This window comes from Polynucleobacter sp. MWH-UH23A, assembly GCF_040409805.1.
GTDB lineage: Bacteria > Pseudomonadota > Gammaproteobacteria > Burkholderiales > Burkholderiaceae > Polynucleobacter.
Genome location: NZ_CP099572.1, coordinates 1,652,756 through 1,670,821 on the forward strand (window position 1 = coordinate 1,652,756; position 18,066 = coordinate 1,670,821).

The window sequence follows — 18,066 nt, forward strand, 5'->3', positions numbered from 1 at the left end:
TTCTATGCGTTTATGCTGTTATGCACTTGAGCCGTCTGGCGTTAAGCTATCGGCTATGGTACTAATTGTATCCCCAGAGTCCATCGGCGGTATGTTTTCTGGATGGCTCTGCGCAGCCTCTGGCAATTGCTCATAAAGCTCCCCTTTTTCGGCGCTTCGCATCATGCTTGGTCCTAAGCGGGCACTCTCAAGTGGACTCTTCAAGAACTCCGCTGGATGTTGAATGGTGCCTACTTTAACTGAATACCGACCATCCTTTGTGCCATATTGCCCTTTGATGACCGGCAAGCCATCCACATATACGGTTACTGGATCATTAATCTCAATCGGAATAATGTCGCCGACCGATAAGGAGGTTATCTCTCGTAACAACATCTGCTTACGCGCCAAAACAGCAACTGCGGTTACAGGTGCTTCGTGTACTTGATCATTGAGTAGATCGGTCCAGTGTTGATCGGGCTCAGTCGCAAACCCTTGCATATTGTTGTAAAGGATGCTTTTGACTGGTTCCAGAACCCAGAATGGAATACACAGATCAATATCTCCTGGGCGACCATTAATCTCAATCGTAAACTTAGAGTGCAACACCATCTCACCAGGGGAGGTAATTTTTGCGAAACCGAAGTTCGTTTCTTGACGCATAAAGTCGAACTTGATTTCATAAACGGACTTCCAGGCCTTTTCATACTCATTTAAAAAGGCATCTACTAAACGGCGAATGATACGCAACTCAGTTGCAGTGTACTCACGCAAGTTGAGGCGAGGTGCAAGGCGGCCTTCCCCGCCGAACATATTGTCAATAGCGATGTACACAACACCGGGATCCACAATCCAGCAACCCACACCCCGTAATGGACGAATACCAACAATATTAATGTTGGTACGCTCAGGAAATTCATCTACGAATTTTTGATAGCTCTTCACGATCGGAAGATGCATCTGCACCTCAATAGGCGCGCGAATCATATTAAATAAGGTTAATCGAACCGCTCGACTAAAGCGCTCATGAATAAGCTCCAAAGTCGGCATGCGGCGCCGAGCAATAATCTTCGACTTGTCAAACATTGCACGCTGATCTTCAGCGTCAATATTCATCTCGACATTTATTTCCTCTGCCGCCATGATTTCCTGATAGGCTTTCTAAGGAGGTTGATTATTGCATTACGAACGAACTAAACAACACTGCCTGTACCGGCAAATCCATTTCGGTTACATTCCAAAACTCAGCGGCCGCCCTTGCAGCTTCTCCGGTAATCTTTTGACCGGTCGAAGTTTCTTTAGGCACAGCGCCAATACGCTCCAGATTTTGCATATCAGCAGTGCCAGGCTGCTGTTGTAAGACATAAATAGCGGTTAATTGTGGCGCAATAATCGAGTTAATCACCAAGGCAATCTCACGAGCCATCATGACCTTACCTTCAACCGTTGCCAATTCTTGCATTTGACGTGATGACAAAACAGTGATGATCTTGTCACGAATCACAGGCATGAAATTTTTAATCTTGCCTTCAGTTGAAGAATCGTTTGTGCGCAAAACAATTTTGGTCTGCAAATAGTGCTCGCCACCGCGACCAGGCAAGTTCACTACCATTTCTTCTAAAGGAATATAAATAGGAGGCGCATTTTCTTTACGCTCCATCAATTGTTTTTTAAGGATATTTTCGGGACGCTTTGCTTCTTCGGCGAGTCGATGCTTTTCTTCAGCAGCGTGTTGACTGTACAAGTAACCAGCAACAGAACCAGCAATAACCACTACCAAGCCTATTATGATAAAAAGCTTAGCTTTACTTTTTTTCTTGGGAGTATCTTCGTCAGCATCATGCATATCTGCAGGAGGGGGGGTGGCTGCCTGCGGGGCAGCAGCGCTTGGATCTAAAGTTGGTTCAATGCGCTCTTCATCAGCCATTACTATTCCTCTTTACTTAATGCTTAATAATATCAAGCATACAGGTGAACTGCACTGCTATTTTCCCTATTATCACCTGAACCGATAGAATTTATTGAGGCTACTGAGCTCAAACCTTGTGCATTTGAAAAAATCCTGTTGTAACCAGGCTGACGACCGCTAAAAGCGGCTTGATCGAACATTTGCTGGGACTGTCCGCCCTGCCTTAAATCTAAGGACAAATTCAACCCCATTTGAGCGAACTCATTTTTAAGGTTTTGGCCGCCCTGATCTAGGCGAGATTTAGTGGCTTCACTAGCACCCTCGACAATTAAGTGAGCTTGGCCAGCTGAATTAATTCGTAAATCGATTCTGATCGTACCCTGCTCAGGAGGGGTTAACTCCAGCATGATTCTTCCGCCACCAGACTTAGCGGCACTCATTACTTCAGTGTGTAATGGGCCGGTAGCCAAGGAAACTTCAGATGCTTTTAACTCCATCTTTTGAGCGGCAGCCGAATGACCGTCAATTCTCGCAAGACCACTGTTATTAGCTGTCATTGCATTCAAATCAGGTTGATCTTTAGTGCTTTGAACAACTAACTGATCCGCCTGATCAGGCTTCGCTACTTGACTCTGATCTTTAGTCATGACTGATACAGCTTCATCAATTAAAGAGCCTGGCTTCGTACCGTGATTCTTATCGTTAAATGCATTAAAAGTAAGTGGACCATCGATTGTTTTGCCTTTTGGCAACTTATCAATAGCAGTGGTCATCACCTGAGCCTGCTTACCCTCAGTTAAATTCTGAATAGTTGTCGCTTTAGTAGGATCAACCGCACCAGCCTGAAGGGTCGCATCAGCCTGAACGCCAAGCAACTTAATGCCTGACGACTGATCATTGCCTTGATTAATGAGATTTGTTAACTGCGTTTGAAGCTCAGGTGCCAGACTAATGCCGTTTTTCTGAGCAAAAGCTTGAATAGCACTAGCAATCTGAGCAGGGGTTTGAGTGCCACTCTGATTAAATAGAGAGTTTTGACCGCCACCACCTTGTAACGACTGCAACAAAGCGGCAACCTGAGTTTGCATCATAGCATCCGGCGCTTGACCGTTGGCCTTCATTGCCTTAGTTAATGCCTGACTAATGAGTGCCGCTTGCTTTGAGTCAATTTGCTGACCTACCTGCCCGATCAATGACGTTAAGTCAGTGGTCGAACCATTTGCTTGCGCGTTCAGACTAGCCATCAAAGCCTCAACACTCATGGACTGGTTCGTTGTAGCGCCAAGCGAAGTTTGGTTAGCAGCATTAAAGGTTTGTACTGCAGCATTTTGAGCAGCTAGGCTTTGCGCTGCTAATTGAGCCATTAACAGTTGCAATGGATCGGAATTTTTTGCAGGGTCCGAAGAGTTTTGGATTGATGTAGGCAAATTTTGCCCCCTCAATGCTCCTGGTAACGCATTTTGAGTGCTTGATCGATCAGAATCGCCTCTCACACTTAGGCGTGCCATCTGACTTTGATCTAAAGCCGCCAAGAATGCCTCAAAGCCACCGGGCGTAGCAGAGCTGCCAGGCGTAGAGCCAGGCTTAGCCATAGCGCTATTTGCGCTATTAGCAGCTGCTTGCATCCGAATTTGACTTACTGTTGGCATAGCCTCTCCAAAAGGAACACTTCTTACTATGCATCTTTCGTGCCAGAATTCAGATTAAGCCTGCCGGCATAGCTATCCTCAAACTGATTCATTTCCGCCTTAGCCTTTTTCAGCCTAGCTTCGTGGCGCTTTTTCTCGACCAATTTTGTTAATCCCCGGGTGCGCATTCTGGCCTGGGTGGCGGTCATCAAGGTATCCTCAGAGGCTCTAGAAAGCCCCTGAATTTGGGCATCCATTTCAACCGAGCTTTGAATTAGCTTTTCCCTAAAAGCGTTTGCATCCTGAATAAAGGCAATCGGCAGACTCTCATTTGAGGCAGCTAGCATTTGACCTTCATACTCCTTTGCATACTCAAGCACTTGATTTTTAAAGGCTTTTGTCTGATTTACCTGTCCTGCAGCCCTTTTGGCTCTTGCCATAGCTTGATCCTCACGGATTTTGGCTAAGCGCAGTAACAGTTCAATAGCGGACATGTTAGGGATCTAGATTACTAAGTGGTAGGTGGGGCGATCTCAAACAACAACCTCTCGGTCTGATCAATCGGAATTGTCACTTCTGCATCTTGCTGCAAAAAGGCCTGAATTTTGGGCCATGCTGCCAAAGCCGCATCCAGTTCTGGGTCAGTGCCGGCAATATAAGCGCCCATGGAGACCAAATCTCTACCCCTCATGTATCGACTATATAACTGCTTGAGACGTCGGGCTGATAACAGGTGCTCTTTGGAAACCACTTTGGGCATCACGCGCGAAATGGACTTCTCTACATCAATCGCGGGATAGTGACCACTATCGGCCAACTCTCTTGAGAGGAAAAAATGTCCGTCTAAGATTCCTCGAGCTGTATCAGCCACCGGATCGTTCGTATCGTCGCCCTCAAGGAGCACTGTATAAAAAGCCGTAATCGATCCATCGGGATTGGCGCCATTACCAACACGTTCAACCAACTCCGGCATTCTGGCAAACACACTAGGTGGATAACCACGCGCCACAGGCGCCTCACCTAAACTCAAACCGATTTCTCGTAGTGACATTGCATAGCGAGTCAATGAATCTACGATTAAGACCACATGTTTGCCCTGATCCCGAAACCAGATAGCGACATCAGTTGCGTAGGAAGCACCTTTCGATCTTGCTAGAGGTGATGCGTCTGCGGGTGCGGCAACAACAACTGAGCGCTTAAAAGATTCTGGGCCTAAGGTATCTTCACAAAATTCTCTTACTTCTCGACCACGCTCGCCGACAAGCCCGATCACAATCACATCAGCAACGCAATTACGCGCCAGCATTCCCAATAAAACACTCTTACCGACGCCAGAGCCTGCAAAAATACCGACACGTTGCCCTCGACCAACCGTTAGCAAGCCATTGACAGCTTGGATACCAACATCTAGAGGCTCATGAATCGGAGTTCTATCAAGCGGATTTAATGTTCTCTGAATAGATGGGGTAAGTTGTTTTTCGCCATAACCTTTACCATCAATTGGACGACCAAGACCGTCAACAACTCTTCCTAATAAATCCTCACCAATGGGAAGTGGATCACCAATGCTGTTTGAGGTGTAACCGCTTCCAGAATTAAAAGGGGTATTAGTTGGATAAACGAGAGCGCCTGGGGAAATACCTTCCATAGAATCAATAGGCATCAGGTAAGTAATTGCGCCATTGAAACCGATACACTCCGCATCATAGGTTTTCCCACCCAACTCAGAGAGTATGGTGGCGCCTGAGCCAATGCTCATCGGCAAACCTTCTACCTCTAGCACAATGCCAGAGACACGTTTTAGTTTTCCCTCGCGAATCGAGAGCGGTGTTTCTAGTAAGTGCTGCTTGCGCATCTCTAACTGATTTGCCAATTCAGCTGGTTGCAAATGACTCACTCTGATTTTTCCTCATCGCCTGTAGCAGAGTTATCTTGATCAACACCTTCTCCATCTTGATAACCAAGCACAGTTTGATTTTCTTGCTCGATTGAATCGCGATCCAACCCTAGTGCCGCCCTAACTAGTGCGATTCGCGCTTGCTCACCTAAGTCAATGCGAGCCCCACTCACTTCAACATATGCATGACCTGGATTGACATCAGCATCAACCAAAATCGTACAATTAAACGGCAGACCAGGATCATCGACAATTTTTTTCCAAGTCTCGACTTCCTCGGCATTTAAACGCAAATAAAGATTCTCACCAGGACGCGGTAAACGCATTAATGCTTCTTGAACTGCCGCAACAAAGGGTCCTCGCTCCATAGAGACATTAGCCGCCAAACGTGACGCAGTTTCGTAGGTAAATTCAATCAGGGGTTGCGCAATCGCCTCAGGCATTCCCCTAAGAGCTTCCAATAATTGTCCGAGGGCATCCTGTAAACGTTTTGTTTCAGCATCTGCATCGACATATCCGCGCTCGTAACCCTCGCGGTAGCCAGATTCTTTTCCTTCTTTATATCCAGCATCGCATCCCTCAACAAAGCCTTGTTGATTGCCAAGCTCATACGCTTCCTTAAAGGCTTTCTCGCGAATTGCCTCGACTTCTTCTACGGTGGGGTAAAGGACCGGAGGAACCTTGGGAGGCTTTGGGGGCTTTGGAGGATCAAAGGAGGGAGGCTCCCACCTCGTCAGCAAAGAGTCCTCATCAGAGGAAGGCATCGGCTGACTTGCCCCTTTCCATAATCATGCGGCCTTCCTCGGCCAATGTACGAGCGATACGGATAACCTCTTTTTGCATCTCTTCGACTTCTTGCACTTTGACTGGTGGGCGTGTCTCGAGATCTTCGCGCACACCATCGGCGGCGCGCTTGGCCATATTCTTGAAAAGCTTCTCGCGTAGCTTCGGACTCGCGCCCTTGAGCGCCATAACCAAGGTTTCTTGTGGAACTTCCAAGAGCAAGGTTTGCAATGAGCGATCTTCGATATCGTTGAAGTCCTCGAACACAAACATCTTCTCTTGAATGGCATCAGCCAAATCAGCATTGAAATCATGAATCGTTTTAAGGGCTTGCTTATCAAGCCCTCCAGAAAGCATATTCAGAATTTCAGCAGTAGGCACTACGCCGCCAACAGTACTTCTGCGGAAGTCTGCATCTGGACCAGCAGAACGAGACATCACTTCGTTCAATTCTTTCAAGGCGGCGGGTTGGACTTTTTCTAACAAAGCGATACGCAAAATGAGTTCGTTACGCAAATCATCCGGGAAGAGCTTCAATACAGACGCTGCTTGACCAGGCTCCAAGAACACCATCACGGTTGCGACAATCTGCGGATGTTCACCTTTAATCATCTCATACAGAACATCGGGCTCCATTCGTTTAAGAGTTTCAATACCGGACATGTCCAGCGTAGACTCCAAACGACCAAGCAAATCAGATGCACCCTCAGCACCCATTGCTTTTGTAAGCATATTTTGCATGAAGTCATCGGTGTCAAAGGCCACCTGAGAATTGTTCTCTGTAACTTCTTTAAACTGCCGCAACACTTGCAGCACCAAATCACGACTAAGAGATCGCACCACCGCCATCTTTCCAGACAGTCTTTGAACCTCAAAAGGAGTCATAGTGCGTAATACGTTTGCGGCTGATTCAGCACCTACAGCCAATAAAACCACCGCGGCGCGAGAAGCACCATCAAGCTCCTCGAAAGTTAAGGTGCCTGACTGGGTGGCGCTTTTAACACCCTCTTTAAGAGCCTCCGCTATCGAGAGGCTTTTCGGTGCTTCGACTTCATCATCAGGCATGTTATCTACTCTTCATCTCAACTTGCAGCGGCAGCGGCAGCGGCATTTGCACTATTTGTTTTTTCAGCATCAGCGGCGAGCCACTCTTTGAAAATAGAAGATACCACTTTCGGATTTTCAGCAACAAAGTCGGTAGCGTATTTGAGAAGTGACTCGTACTCGTTCTTTTTCTCTTCTTCCATCCGGATACGCTCTTCTTCCATGCGCTTTTTCTCTTCTTCGATGCGCAAACGTTCTTCCTCTTCGGCAATACGTTGGCGCTCTCTCAATAGCTCCATTTCCATACGCCGCTTCTCGCGTAGTTTTGGATCCATTTGCGCCATCTCAGCTTTGATCTTCTCATCAAACTCTTCTTCAATACGCTGCTCCTCCAACGCATCGTCCATCTTCTTCGGAAAGAGTAGCGGCTTCACAACACCAAAGAACATGATGCCTAAAGATCCTAAGATGATGGCAAATTTGAAGAATTCTTTGCTCAGCTCAATGACACCAGGCTGCTTATAAAATGCGGGTTCTTCTGGCAGTTCGAGCTTAAATGGAATGTTGGCAACGCTGACGCTATCGCCACGTTTCTCGGTATAACCCACAGCATCTCGAGCCAAATTATTGATTTGATCTAATTCTTTTGCAGTATATGGCACAGGCTTGAGGGGCTTACCATCCTTATCAACACCAGTTGGTTGTTTGTAGTTCACTACAACGGCAGCAGACACCCTTCTGACTTTTCCTTTTTCAGACTTAATACGCTCGATCGCACGATCTAACTCATAATTTACCGTCAGATCTTTCTTAATATTGCTTGCCGACGAGCTTGAACTCGATGGTGGCGCATTCAAGTTTTGAGGGCCTGCATTGGCAGCAGCGCCACCAGCTGCATTGATTGGCGCTTGACCGCCACCAGGGGGCTGATTTGTTAGCGCACCTGGTACACCAGAGGCGGATGAACTTGGTGTGGCAGCCTCATTACTTTGTTGACTGCGAATCGAGGATTGATTTGGTGGTGAATTGCGACCAAAAGTTTCTTCAGTACGCTCTAGTTCTCCAAAGTCCATATCTACCGTAACTTGTGCGCGCACGTTCTCTTTGCCAGTCACGGGTTCCAAAATTGCCTGAACCCGCTTGGAAAGCGCACCCTCCAACTCAGCAACATACTTGAGCTGATTACTGTCTAAGCCCATCAAGCGCTGAGCATTAGGAGCGAGCAGACTTCCTTCTGCATCCACAATCGTGACATTGGCGGGGCCTAAGTTGGGAACAGAAGACCCCACTAAATTGGTAATCGCAGCAACCTGTTGAGAATCCAAGAAGCGACCTGGGTGCATTGTGACAACTACTGAGGCAGTTGGCTTTTCTTGCTCGCGCATGAATGCAGTTTGCTTTGGAATAGCCAGCATTACTCGCGCCGATTTCACCTGCGCTAAAGAACTAATGCTACGTGCCAATTCACCCTCAAGACCGCGCTGATAGTTAACTTGCTCAACAAATTGACTGGTACCCATTTTTTGGTTTTCAAGCAACTCAAAACCAACATTTCCAGCCTTGGGCAAGCCCTGTCCAGCCAATCTCAAGCGTGTTTCATAAACAGAGGATTCAGGCACCAAAATCGCTGCGCCACCCTCGGTGAACTTATAAGGCACATTCATTTGCTGCAAGGCAGCCACAATAGCTGCTCCATCACGCTCATTCACACTAGAGAACAAAACGCGATAGTCATCTTTGCTGCGACCAGAAAAGGTTACAAAGATGAGCGCTGAAATAAATAGAAATAAGGCGGCTACAACGATTAGTCTCTGCTGCATCCCCAGCGCTTCGAAGCGCATTTGGAGTTCACCTAATTTTGAGGGGAGTTTTACCCTTCCCCTTGCAGGGGCCGAATCTGGAGCAGTTTGCGCTGCAGGACGGGAGCCAATATTGACTACCGCAGCGTCTTTTTCACTCTCCGGGACTGCTGGCTTGGCTTCTTCGCTCAATAGCTTGGATTCCGTAGGTTCGGGTAAAAGTTATTAAAAAGCATAATAGCACTAAATATGGAACATTTTTGCCTATTTTTTCTAAATATTGATATTCTATGGCCTTAATATGAGGAAAGAGGCAAAATTTGCCACCCCCAGCACCGAATAACAAAACAGCAAAATAAAGCTATATTCATTGACCAATTCTGAAGCAAATATACCCCCGAGCAATAAGCCAAGTCTAGACGTGAAACATCTGGAGGAGGCGTTTGCCATTTTTTATGCAGAGTCCCAGAAGCTTGAGGCTCAGCAAAGCGCCCTTCAGGAAAAGATTAATCAACTTAGCGATGAGCTACAAAAATCCAATCAGCGCCTTGGCATCCTAGTGAATGCCATCCCCGCTGGAGTGATATTGCTAGAAAACAATATCGTGCTCTTGCATAATCCTGCGGTCCTGCACTTCTTACCCTCCCTGAGCTCCGGGCAAACATTTGTCATTCCAACTGATTGGCAGCCGTCGATTGCGCCTGGGGAGTACGTCATCAATACCTCAGATACCCACGGCAAAAAGCCCCAAAAGACAGTACAAGTGATCAGAATCGATGACGGCATCCGCAGTTACATTCAAATACAAGACATCACCGCCAACATTGCTCTTCACCAAGAGACTCAACGAGAAAATCGCTTATCAGCAATGGGAAAAATGGCTGCAGGAATCGCACATCAATTTCGCACACCTTTGGCAACCGCCCTGCTGTATTCGTCACACCTGTGCGATGACGATCTAGCGCCCGATATATCAAAAGAGTTCGCGCAGCGCCTTCGCAAACAATTACTTGACCTAGAAAAACTTTCGCAAGATATGTTGCGTTTTATTTCTAATCGTCCTAGCAAAACTATTTTGGTGAGCGCGCGGCAAATTATTGATGAGGCCACCGCAAGTATTCAAGCCCTATTCGAGAGTAGCGATGTTCAATTAAAAGTGCACTGCGATATACCGACATCAACCATGCTGATGGTTGAGCCTAAGTCAATACCAAATGCGATCGTGGCTATTCTAGAAAATGCGCTGAGTGTTTCAAAGCCTGCAGATCAGGTGTTTTTACAAGCCAAAGTCGAATCAAAAAGGATGATTATTCTCATCGAAGATCAGGGACCCGGAATCGCATCGACCATTATTGATTCTCTCTTTGAGCCTTTTTCCACTACCAGCGCAAACGGTACTGGCTTGGGTTTATCAATAGCTAAAAATACTATTGAAGCCCATCGAGGAACAATTAATGTTGAGAACTCTGCCAAAGGGGCCATTTTTAAAATCACACTGCCAATTACCTCTGAATAACTTTTTACAAATTCCCCACATACAACGAATAACAAAACCATGAACGAGCATTTAAATGAACGCTTCCCAGTGATTCTGGTTGAGGATGACGAAGACCTCAGGGAGGCAATTGCAGTAACTCTGCGAATGAAGGGTATTGAATTTGTTACTCATCAACGAGCTGAAACTGTCGTTCCCTTACTGCGTCCCGACCTCAAAACAGTATTAGTGACTGACTACAAACTACCAGGCATGACCGGCATCGACTTGCTCAAGATCGCGCAAAAAGAATGTCCTGATTTGCCCGTGGTGATCATGACAGCATTTGCCGATGCCAAGCTTGCAGTGGAGGCACTTAAGGCGGGTGCTAGAGATTTCTTAATTAAGCCTTTTGTACCTCAGCAATTGATTGAAATTATTTCTCGTTATCGCACATTAAATGATGTTAACGATAGCAGTCTTAATGACACCCCAGAAAACATAACTTCCGCAACAAGCATCACCACAACAGAAGCAAACAAGATCGATGCTGGCGGATCAGCGATTCGACCCGCAGAGAGCAACGTTATTGCTGTTGACCCTCAAACAATTGCGATTTTTTCGCGTTGTGAGCGTGTTGCAGGAACTGATACAAGCGTTTTAGTCACTGGAGAATCTGGCGCCGGAAAAGAAGTTGTGGCACAACATATTCACAAAACATCTAAACGTGTAAATGGCCCTTATGTAGCCATCAACTGCGCTGCAATTCCAGATACCCTTCTGGAATCCATCTTATTTGGCCATGAAAAGGGCTCATTTACTGGTGCTACTAAAGCGCAAGCGGGCAAGTTCGAGCAAGCAAATAAAGGCACTTTATTCTTAGATGAAATTGGGGAAATGCCTGCAACCCTCCAAACCAAATTATTGCGAGTACTACAAGATAAAAAAATTGAGCGTATCGGCTCGACTGATTCGATTCAAGCCGATGTCCGCATCATTGCTGCAACTAACTTAAACCTTCAAGAGCAAGTCAGAGCTGGAAAATTTAGGGAAGATTTGTTCTTTCGTTTAAATGTATTCCCGATTCATGTTCCGGAACTACGCAAACGCCCACTGGACATCATTCCGCTTGCGGAGTTCTTTCTCAAGCGCTACAGCGTCAACATTGGCAGAGACTCTTTAAGCCTGAGCAATCAAGCTAGAAACTTACTCCAGGAATACAACTGGCCAGGCAATGTACGTGAGCTTGAGAATGTTATTCAGCGGGCGGTGTTGCTGGCCGATGACGACCAAATCTCGGCTCAAGATTTAGAACTAGATTTCCACCAGGGCAATCAGCCACCTAACCAGCCCCCCACCCAAACCGACACTCAGGAACGTCAGAATTTAAGCCCTAAATCAGGGTCAAATGGCACAGAAATTGCATCTGTAATAGGTGAAAACCAAGATATTGAGTCAATTGAGCGCGAGCACATCCTCAAGATTTTGGCTGAAGTAAAGGGAAACCGAACAAAAGCCGTAGAGATATTAGGAATATCAGCAAGAGCCCTGCGCTACAAGCTCAAATCCTACAAAGAAGCTGGTTTCTTGAATGAATAAGTAGCGGAAGTGTGTTTTAAGAGATTTTGATAGATAATTACGAAATGAGCACAAACAACGTCGACTCTATGATTACTCGGATGCAGGCCCTTGCCGCTGCAGCCAGTGGTAAGCCTTTGGTCAGCGATAGTCAGGTTAATAATGGCGTTGATTTCTCCGCCGTCCTGAAAAATGCTATCGAGAACGTCAATACCGCTCAAAATAGCGCCCAGGCCAAAGCTCAGTCTTTTTCCACTGGCGCTTCAGATACCTCCCTAGAAGATGTGATTGTTTCCTTACAAAAAGCCAATCTTTCTCTTCAAGGCATGATTGCTGTGCGCAACCGTTTAGTCGATGCTTACAAAGAAGTTACTAACTTACAGGTTTAGATCGATTTTTGACCTACCAATACAAAAAGCCCGAGTATTCGGGCTTTTTTATTTTCTGAATCCACTAACTAGATCCTTGACGATCAATGACGACATTATTGGGATTCGGGATGGTTTTTCCATCAACCTCGTAAGCCCATGCAAGGACCTCTGCTACAGCAGCATACAGTTTTGGCGGCACTAACTCATTAAGCTTAAGTTGCATTAAAAACTCCACCAACTCAGGCTCTGTTCTTGTGGGAATGCCGAATTCTTTTGCTTTTGCCAAGATGGCATCAGCTACAAAGCCTTCGCCTTGCCCTGTAATTCGTGGTGCTGCGCTATTGGTCTCATAAGCGAGAGCAACAGCTTTACGGATTTTTTTCTCATCCATTGGAACTAGCCTCAACACCCTTGAGACTCACTTTTGCGTCAGGATCTACCTGGGTACGCATTTGCTCTAATAGCTGTGCAAATGAGTTACTTAATATGACTTGCGAATCGGGCGATGCCTCAATAGCAACGTGCACGCCCTCCCCAAACTGAGTGCCAACGACTCTAAATGGACCGAGATTAGGAAGATTAACTTCCATCGTGATCTTGCTGCCTTTTTGCATTTGAGTTGGATCTTGGGGATCTGGTTGCCATGCATCCTCTCGATAAAGGCGACCCTGGACATTTGGCATTAATTGACCCTGCCACAGTAAATCACCACGCAACAACAGCTTTACTGAGTCCTGAACTACTGGGTTATTTGCTCCAAGCTGTGACATCAACTTTTCTGTCTCAGCAGGAATATCCGCAATGCCACTAGCCTTCACATCGCCATCTTCACTAGCTGGAAATAAGAGTCTTTTTAGCTGGTCAGCAGCAAAAATTCCAGAGGTTTGTAAATTTTGGTACAAGAGGTTCATGGCGACTTTTGGGTCAGTCGTATTTGCAAGCAGATTGTTTGTTGCATTCATCGACCCTGGCCAGTTGACTACAACATTCTGTGCAGAGCTTTTATTATCAGATTTATCCGCCTGACCTAATTCAGGAACATCCACTGCCAAAATATCGGAGAGCAACTGCCCTAGAGCCGCTCCACCCAAGTTATCCATGCGACTCAAACTTTTGGATAGCAAACTATCAATCTGAGATTGGGATGGATTGGCAGCAGCCTCGGCTTGATCAGCGGTAAGGCTAGAAATTTCTAACAACACTGCCTGATCTACAGAGGGCTCAGTTGGTGCCAATGGATTTTGCTGACCACGCCCAACAGCACTTTGTAGAGCATCTTGCAATGAGCCGCCCGCTGAGGAGTCGACTACTGGCAGAGGCATGTTGAGTGCAACTCGTGGGTCTATAGCTGCAAGACTTTCTACTACTGCAGGAGCCGCAGGTGGTGAGATTAAATCGTTGCGATGAAAATCTACCAATGGATTTAAAGGTAAGTTAGGAGGAATAGGAATTGCCATTCTAATCCTCCGTAATTTTTATTAAATTCTTACCTAGGAACAAAAAACATACTTGATTATTCAGTAACTTGAGGCTTGTGATGTCTGGTTCATGCTGGGATTGGGAGCGGCCAATCCCACTACCAACTCTTTAGGAGCCAAAGAAACCCAAGCTTCATAGAGTGGGCTCAACACATTAATCACTTCATCAACTTTTTCAGGTGATTTAGAAACTCGAGCATTAATAATTTCGCGCAACGACCATTCATAAATTGCCCCAAGATTCAAGGCAACTTCACCGCCAACATCTGGATTTAAAGCGGCAAGCAGCCCCTGCTGAATCAAATCGTGAGCCTTAGTGAAAGGCTCGACACCATACTCACCATTCTCAAGAGCCCTCTTTGCTACCTTCAGATGATCAAATATGCGCTCATAAATGAGCACAATCAGATCACCCGGCTCCGCGGCGCTAACCGATGTCTGAACTGAACTATCTGCGTAAGCTCTTGCTGATCTTGAGGGCATTTTTTTATCTACTTGTTATTGTTACTATTAGCTAATGCAGTCAAAGCACTCGTTAAAGAATTACTTGTGACGCTTAGTTGATAAAGAAGTGTATTTAATGCTGAGTATTGTGTGATGTAATTGTTTTGAATCTTAGCTAACCTATCTTCCAGGTTGGTCTGTTTAGTATTTAAATCATCAAGCGCTGAATTCTCATTAGCTATCGTATCCGCGATTAAACCACCACTGCCAGTCACTCCAATCAACCCGTCGATATATTTATTTAAGTAATTTGTATTACTCACATAACCCATTTTTACACCGCTTGCTAATTTCGACTGAAGTCCATTTGATTGTGCAACTGTAAAATTTGTTGAATTAAATGTAGCAACGCCATCTTTTGCTAGATCTATTCCTAGATCCTTCAAACTGATTGAACTCACACCGTTAACCCCATATGAAACACCCTTGGCAAAACGTGCCTTAATTTCATTTATAAAGTACAACATGGTGGGATTAGCGGCAAATGTCCCGGTTTTCCCAGAGCTCGAATTATGCGAATTGGCAATCATTGACTTATGGGTGTCAATGAGATCGTTGTATGCTGTTATAAGACTTTGTATTTTTGTCGAAGAGTTATCAGTGCCTTCACTAACATTAATTGTGTAAGTATTCGTGGGGTCAGCCGCCTTTAAAGTAAAAGATGCTCCATTAATCACATCAGAGATAGTATTGCTTGATCGTGTGTAAGTTGTACCGTCGACCTTAAAACTTGAATTAGTAGCAGTCACAGAGGCCGCTGCGTCCTTATACACACTGCCTGCACCACTAAACGAAGTGGCACCACCGAGAGACCCAAAATCGCTGACCGTAAGGGCATTATCGATTCCTGTTGCTGTTCCGCGTATTGTAAAAATGTAATCTGAGCTGCTGCTTGTTTTCGTCACCGCAGCGCTTGCACCAATCCCCAGGGCATTAATTGCTGTAGCTAATTCAGTAATATCAATCTGCAGCCCATTAGCAGGAACCGTCAAATTTCCTAGGGAGATACTTGTTGCGGCTGCCCCACCTATAGATGCACTAGAAATACTTAAAGCATCCCCATCTTTAAAGCCACTGCCCACCGAAGTAATTGCGACAGTAAAATTTCCAGAACCATCAACGGTAACGGTTCCATACGCACCGCCGCCACTAGCACCAGAAATCAATACATTGGTATAGGTTCCCGCAGTGTAATGGCTTGCTCCAGCAGAAAAACTTTTGGTCGCCAATGTGGATGTTCCGGTATCCGAGGTCTTTTCTTGACCAGTCAATCCACCATAAACAGTGTAGGTTGACCCAGAACCAACTTGAATCGTAAATTTCCCCTGATCTAGTGGCACTGTGGCAGAGGCAGACGGGAAATTTGCGCCAGAAGTGCTTTTGTATGTCAATACAGTGGCTTTAGCAAGTGAAATATTGCTAATGGCATAACTACCAAAAACCGAGCCCGAAATACCTGTGGCAGAAATAACATCAGGATTTGAAGAGCTAGCATTTAAAACTGAAAAATTACTAGTTGTCTCTAGGCCATCCAATGCTGACTGGAAGCTGGCGATTTTTCCCTTGATCACACCAAGATCGCTAATAACCGTCTCTTCCTTGGTAATTTTTGCCTGCAGGGCAGTCAAAGGCACTTTTTCAGCCTTCATAAGGGAATCAACGATTCCCGCTACGTCAATAGAGGTTGTCGAATTTGCGCTGGAAGTAGAGGAAACAGCCATTTTTACCTATCTAAATTTCATAATCCAAGCTGAAGTCTTGCAAGAACTATGCCAATCAAATAAATACTCTACGCCCGCTGACTCACCAGGACGTTATTCATTCTCTGAAAATCCCTGGCTACCTTCAATAATTCCTCGGAAGGCAGTTGACGAATTAGCTCTCCAGTATCCGGGTTAACTACCCGAACTACATGGTAGCCCGTTGTTTCATCTACTGAAAAGTTCAAATTACGACCCATAGACTTCACAAACTCTTGTAAATCGGCGGCCGCTTTTGCCACCGCTTCGCGTGTAGGTCTACTGGTCTCATTAATACCTGAAGGCTTAATTTCAGCTGCAGCAACTTTAGATACCACCTCAGCATCAGATCTTGTTTGAAGTGCTTGGGGCGGCGTGCTGGCAGGCTGCATGACATTGGCGCTAGTAGCAGCGCTATTGTATGCATTAACTGTTGTGCTCATTCCAAATTCTCCCGTGTACTAACTGCTGATGCATAGTGTATTACCCATCACACTATGCATCAACTCATCTCATTACTTCAACAAAGACAGAACAATGTTTGGCATCTGATTAGCTTGGGCTAACATTGCTGTTGCTGCCTGCTGCATGATCTGACCCTTAGTCAATTTCGCAGTTTCTGCTGCAAAATCAGTGTCTGTGATCGCTGAACGTGAGCTCTGTAAGTTAGTGCTATAAGCTTCTAAGTTCTGGTTAATGTAGCTGATACGGTTTTGCAATGCACCCATATTAGAACGCTGCTCAGAAACAACATCTAGGGCTGCATCCACAAAGGTTCCCATCGTACTAAAGGCATTTGCCCAAGTCGTTTGTGCAGTCGAAGTCGTATAACTATTAAGCAAGTTAATCTGACCACCCAAATCATTCATTGCCTGGAAGCCACCGGAGGTAGTATCGGTACGCATATTAATTGCGTCATAAACCACCATATTTGGAGTGGAGGTATCTGAACCACCTTGGAAATAGAGGTCAGGAACAGTACCACCGGTTGTGGTGATCTCATTTCCATTAAATGCTTTTGCAAGGTCGACAGCAGAAGCTGCATATGCGCTACTAGCCGTAAAGGATATTGCAATACCAATTTGGTCAAAGTTAATAGTTTGAACACCGCCAGCAGTTCCGGCATAAGCTGTTAACCCCAGTGATTGCGAATATGTTGTCGAAGTTACAACACCAGCATAAGTGCTCGTAATGATCGAGGAAGCTGTTAAAGTACCTGAAGCACCTGTTAGGGTAAATGTACCCAGTGCCATGGTATTTGCGGAGACAGAGACGCCTGAGGCTGCTGTCGCAATAGCTCCTAATGTCGCAGCCGTTCCACCTGTTAAGGTCACGCCACTGGCCAAACCACCTACTACACCCGATTTTGCTGTTCCAGAAGAAGTGCCACCGGCAATAGCCGCACTCACTGTAGAAGAAATCAAATTATTTCGGTTGAACTTGGTGCGAGCTGCTGTTGCGTTAATTTCAGTATTTAGTTCGTTAATCTCATCAACGATTTGAGTACGCTGACTAGCAGACAAAGAACCATCGTAACCCTGGGTTGTCAAGGTTTTGATACGCAGAAGCATGTCCTGAATAGTACCCATTGAGGTATCTGCAGTCTGGATCAAATTGGTCGCATCATTCAAGTTACGACGGGATTGATTAACACCATTGATCTGGTTTTGCATGAACTGAGAAATTGCCAGGCCTGCAGCATCATCCTTAGCGCTATTGATACGTAAACCAGATGAAAGGCGCTGTACCGAATTAGCTAAGTTATTTTGCGCATTAGATAAGTTGTTTTGCGCATACAACGAAGCCAAGTTAGTGTTAATTACTGTAGACATGACATTTTCTCCATTAATTCTGTCAAATTAGGATCAACTTCTTTATATTGA

The 18,066-nt window shown here is 45.6% G+C and carries 17 protein-coding genes; 3 read left to right on the plus strand and 14 right to left on the minus strand.

The features are described from left to right. Positions 1-18: 18 nt before the first annotated feature. From fliM to fliF, 8 genes are read right to left on the minus strand one after another with little or no spacing between them, the layout of a single operon-like run. Positions 19-1,122: a flagellar motor switch protein FliM gene (gene fliM / locus NHB35_RS08695; protein WP_353431975.1), complete on the minus strand. Its 1,104-nt coding sequence runs from the start codon at positions 1,120-1,122 to the stop codon at positions 19-21. 31 nt (positions 1,123-1,153) lie between these two features. After that, positions 1,154-1,906 (minus strand): flagellar basal body-associated FliL family protein, encoded by a 753-nt coding sequence (locus tag NHB35_RS08700; protein ID WP_353431976.1) that lies wholly within the window; start codon positions 1,904-1,906, stop codon positions 1,154-1,156. Between the two features lie 32 nt (positions 1,907-1,938). After that, complete coding sequence (locus NHB35_RS08705; RefSeq protein ID WP_353431977.1) at positions 1,939-3,537, minus strand: flagellar hook-length control protein FliK; 1,599 nt, start codon at positions 3,535-3,537, stop codon at positions 1,939-1,941. 26 nt (positions 3,538-3,563) lie between these two features. Further along, positions 3,564-4,010 carry a hypothetical protein gene (locus tag NHB35_RS08710; RefSeq protein ID WP_353431978.1) on the minus strand — a complete coding sequence of 149 codons (447 nt, stop codon included), beginning with the start codon at positions 4,008-4,010 and terminating at the stop codon, positions 3,564-3,566. A gap of 17 nt (positions 4,011-4,027) precedes the next feature. Then, positions 4,028-5,413 carry a FliI/YscN family ATPase gene (locus NHB35_RS08715; protein WP_353431979.1) on the minus strand — a complete coding sequence of 462 codons (1,386 nt, stop codon included), beginning with the start codon at positions 5,411-5,413 and terminating at the stop codon, positions 4,028-4,030. Then, positions 5,410-6,177 (minus strand): FliH/SctL family protein, encoded by a 768-nt coding sequence (locus tag NHB35_RS08720; protein ID WP_353431980.1) that lies wholly within the window; start codon positions 6,175-6,177, stop codon positions 5,410-5,412. Before NHB35_RS08720 ends, NHB35_RS08715 begins: the two co-directional genes overlap by 4 nt. After that, positions 6,164-7,261 carry a flagellar motor switch protein FliG gene (fliG, locus tag NHB35_RS08725; RefSeq protein ID WP_353431981.1) on the minus strand — a complete coding sequence of 366 codons (1,098 nt, stop codon included), beginning with the start codon at positions 7,259-7,261 and terminating at the stop codon, positions 6,164-6,166. Before fliG ends, NHB35_RS08720 begins: the two co-directional genes overlap by 14 nt. Before the next feature lie 17 nt (positions 7,262-7,278). Then, the gene (fliF, locus tag NHB35_RS08730; protein WP_353431982.1) at positions 7,279-9,231 is read right to left on the minus strand and encodes a flagellar basal-body MS-ring/collar protein FliF; all 1,953 of its coding nucleotides are present in this window, start codon (positions 9,229-9,231) and stop codon (positions 7,279-7,281) included. 229 nt (positions 9,232-9,460) lie between these two features. On the opposite strand from fliF, the gene NHB35_RS08735 reads away from it, so the two are divergent. The 3 genes from NHB35_RS08735 to fliE are packed head-to-tail and all read left to right on the plus strand — an operon-like array spanning position 9,461 to position 12,480. Then, positions 9,461-10,555, plus strand: coding sequence for a HAMP domain-containing sensor histidine kinase (locus NHB35_RS08735; protein WP_353431983.1), 1,095 nt, complete (start codon positions 9,461-9,463; stop codon positions 10,553-10,555). Between the two features lie 39 nt (positions 10,556-10,594). Next, positions 10,595-12,112, plus strand: a complete 1,518-nt coding sequence (locus NHB35_RS08740; RefSeq protein ID WP_353431984.1) for a sigma-54 dependent transcriptional regulator — start codon at positions 10,595-10,597, stop codon at positions 12,110-12,112. 44 nt (positions 12,113-12,156) lie between these two features. After that, positions 12,157-12,480, plus strand: a complete 324-nt coding sequence (gene fliE, locus NHB35_RS08745; RefSeq protein ID WP_353431985.1) for a flagellar hook-basal body complex protein FliE — start codon at positions 12,157-12,159, stop codon at positions 12,478-12,480. A 64-nt stretch (positions 12,481-12,544) separates the two neighbouring features. On the opposite strand, the gene NHB35_RS08750 is transcribed toward fliE, so the two are convergent. From NHB35_RS08750 to NHB35_RS08775, 6 genes are all read right to left on the minus strand, one after another. After that, entirely contained in the window at positions 12,545-12,853 is a 309-nt protein-coding gene (locus NHB35_RS08750) for an EscU/YscU/HrcU family type III secretion system export apparatus switch protein (protein ID WP_353431986.1), read from the minus strand. Next, positions 12,846-13,919 (minus strand): hypothetical protein, encoded by a 1,074-nt coding sequence (locus NHB35_RS08755; protein ID WP_353431987.1) that lies wholly within the window; start codon positions 13,917-13,919, stop codon positions 12,846-12,848. Before NHB35_RS08755 ends, NHB35_RS08750 begins: the two co-directional genes overlap by 8 nt. A gap of 60 nt (positions 13,920-13,979) precedes the next feature. Beyond that, entirely contained in the window at positions 13,980-14,423 is a 444-nt protein-coding gene (fliS, locus tag NHB35_RS08760; protein WP_353431988.1) for a flagellar export chaperone FliS, read from the minus strand. Positions 14,424-14,431: 8 nt separating this feature from the next. Continuing rightward, complete coding sequence (gene fliD / locus NHB35_RS08765; RefSeq protein ID WP_353431989.1) at positions 14,432-16,165, minus strand: flagellar filament capping protein FliD; 1,734 nt, start codon at positions 16,163-16,165, stop codon at positions 14,432-14,434. A gap of 68 nt (positions 16,166-16,233) precedes the next feature. Next, positions 16,234-16,626 (minus strand): flagellar protein FlaG, encoded by a 393-nt coding sequence (locus NHB35_RS08770; RefSeq protein ID WP_353431990.1) that lies wholly within the window; start codon positions 16,624-16,626, stop codon positions 16,234-16,236. 72 nt (positions 16,627-16,698) lie between these two features. Further along, a complete protein-coding gene (locus NHB35_RS08775) occupies positions 16,699-18,015 on the minus strand; it encodes a flagellin (RefSeq protein WP_353431991.1) in 1,317 nt (438 codons plus the stop codon). Positions 18,016-18,066: the final 51 nt, after the last annotated feature.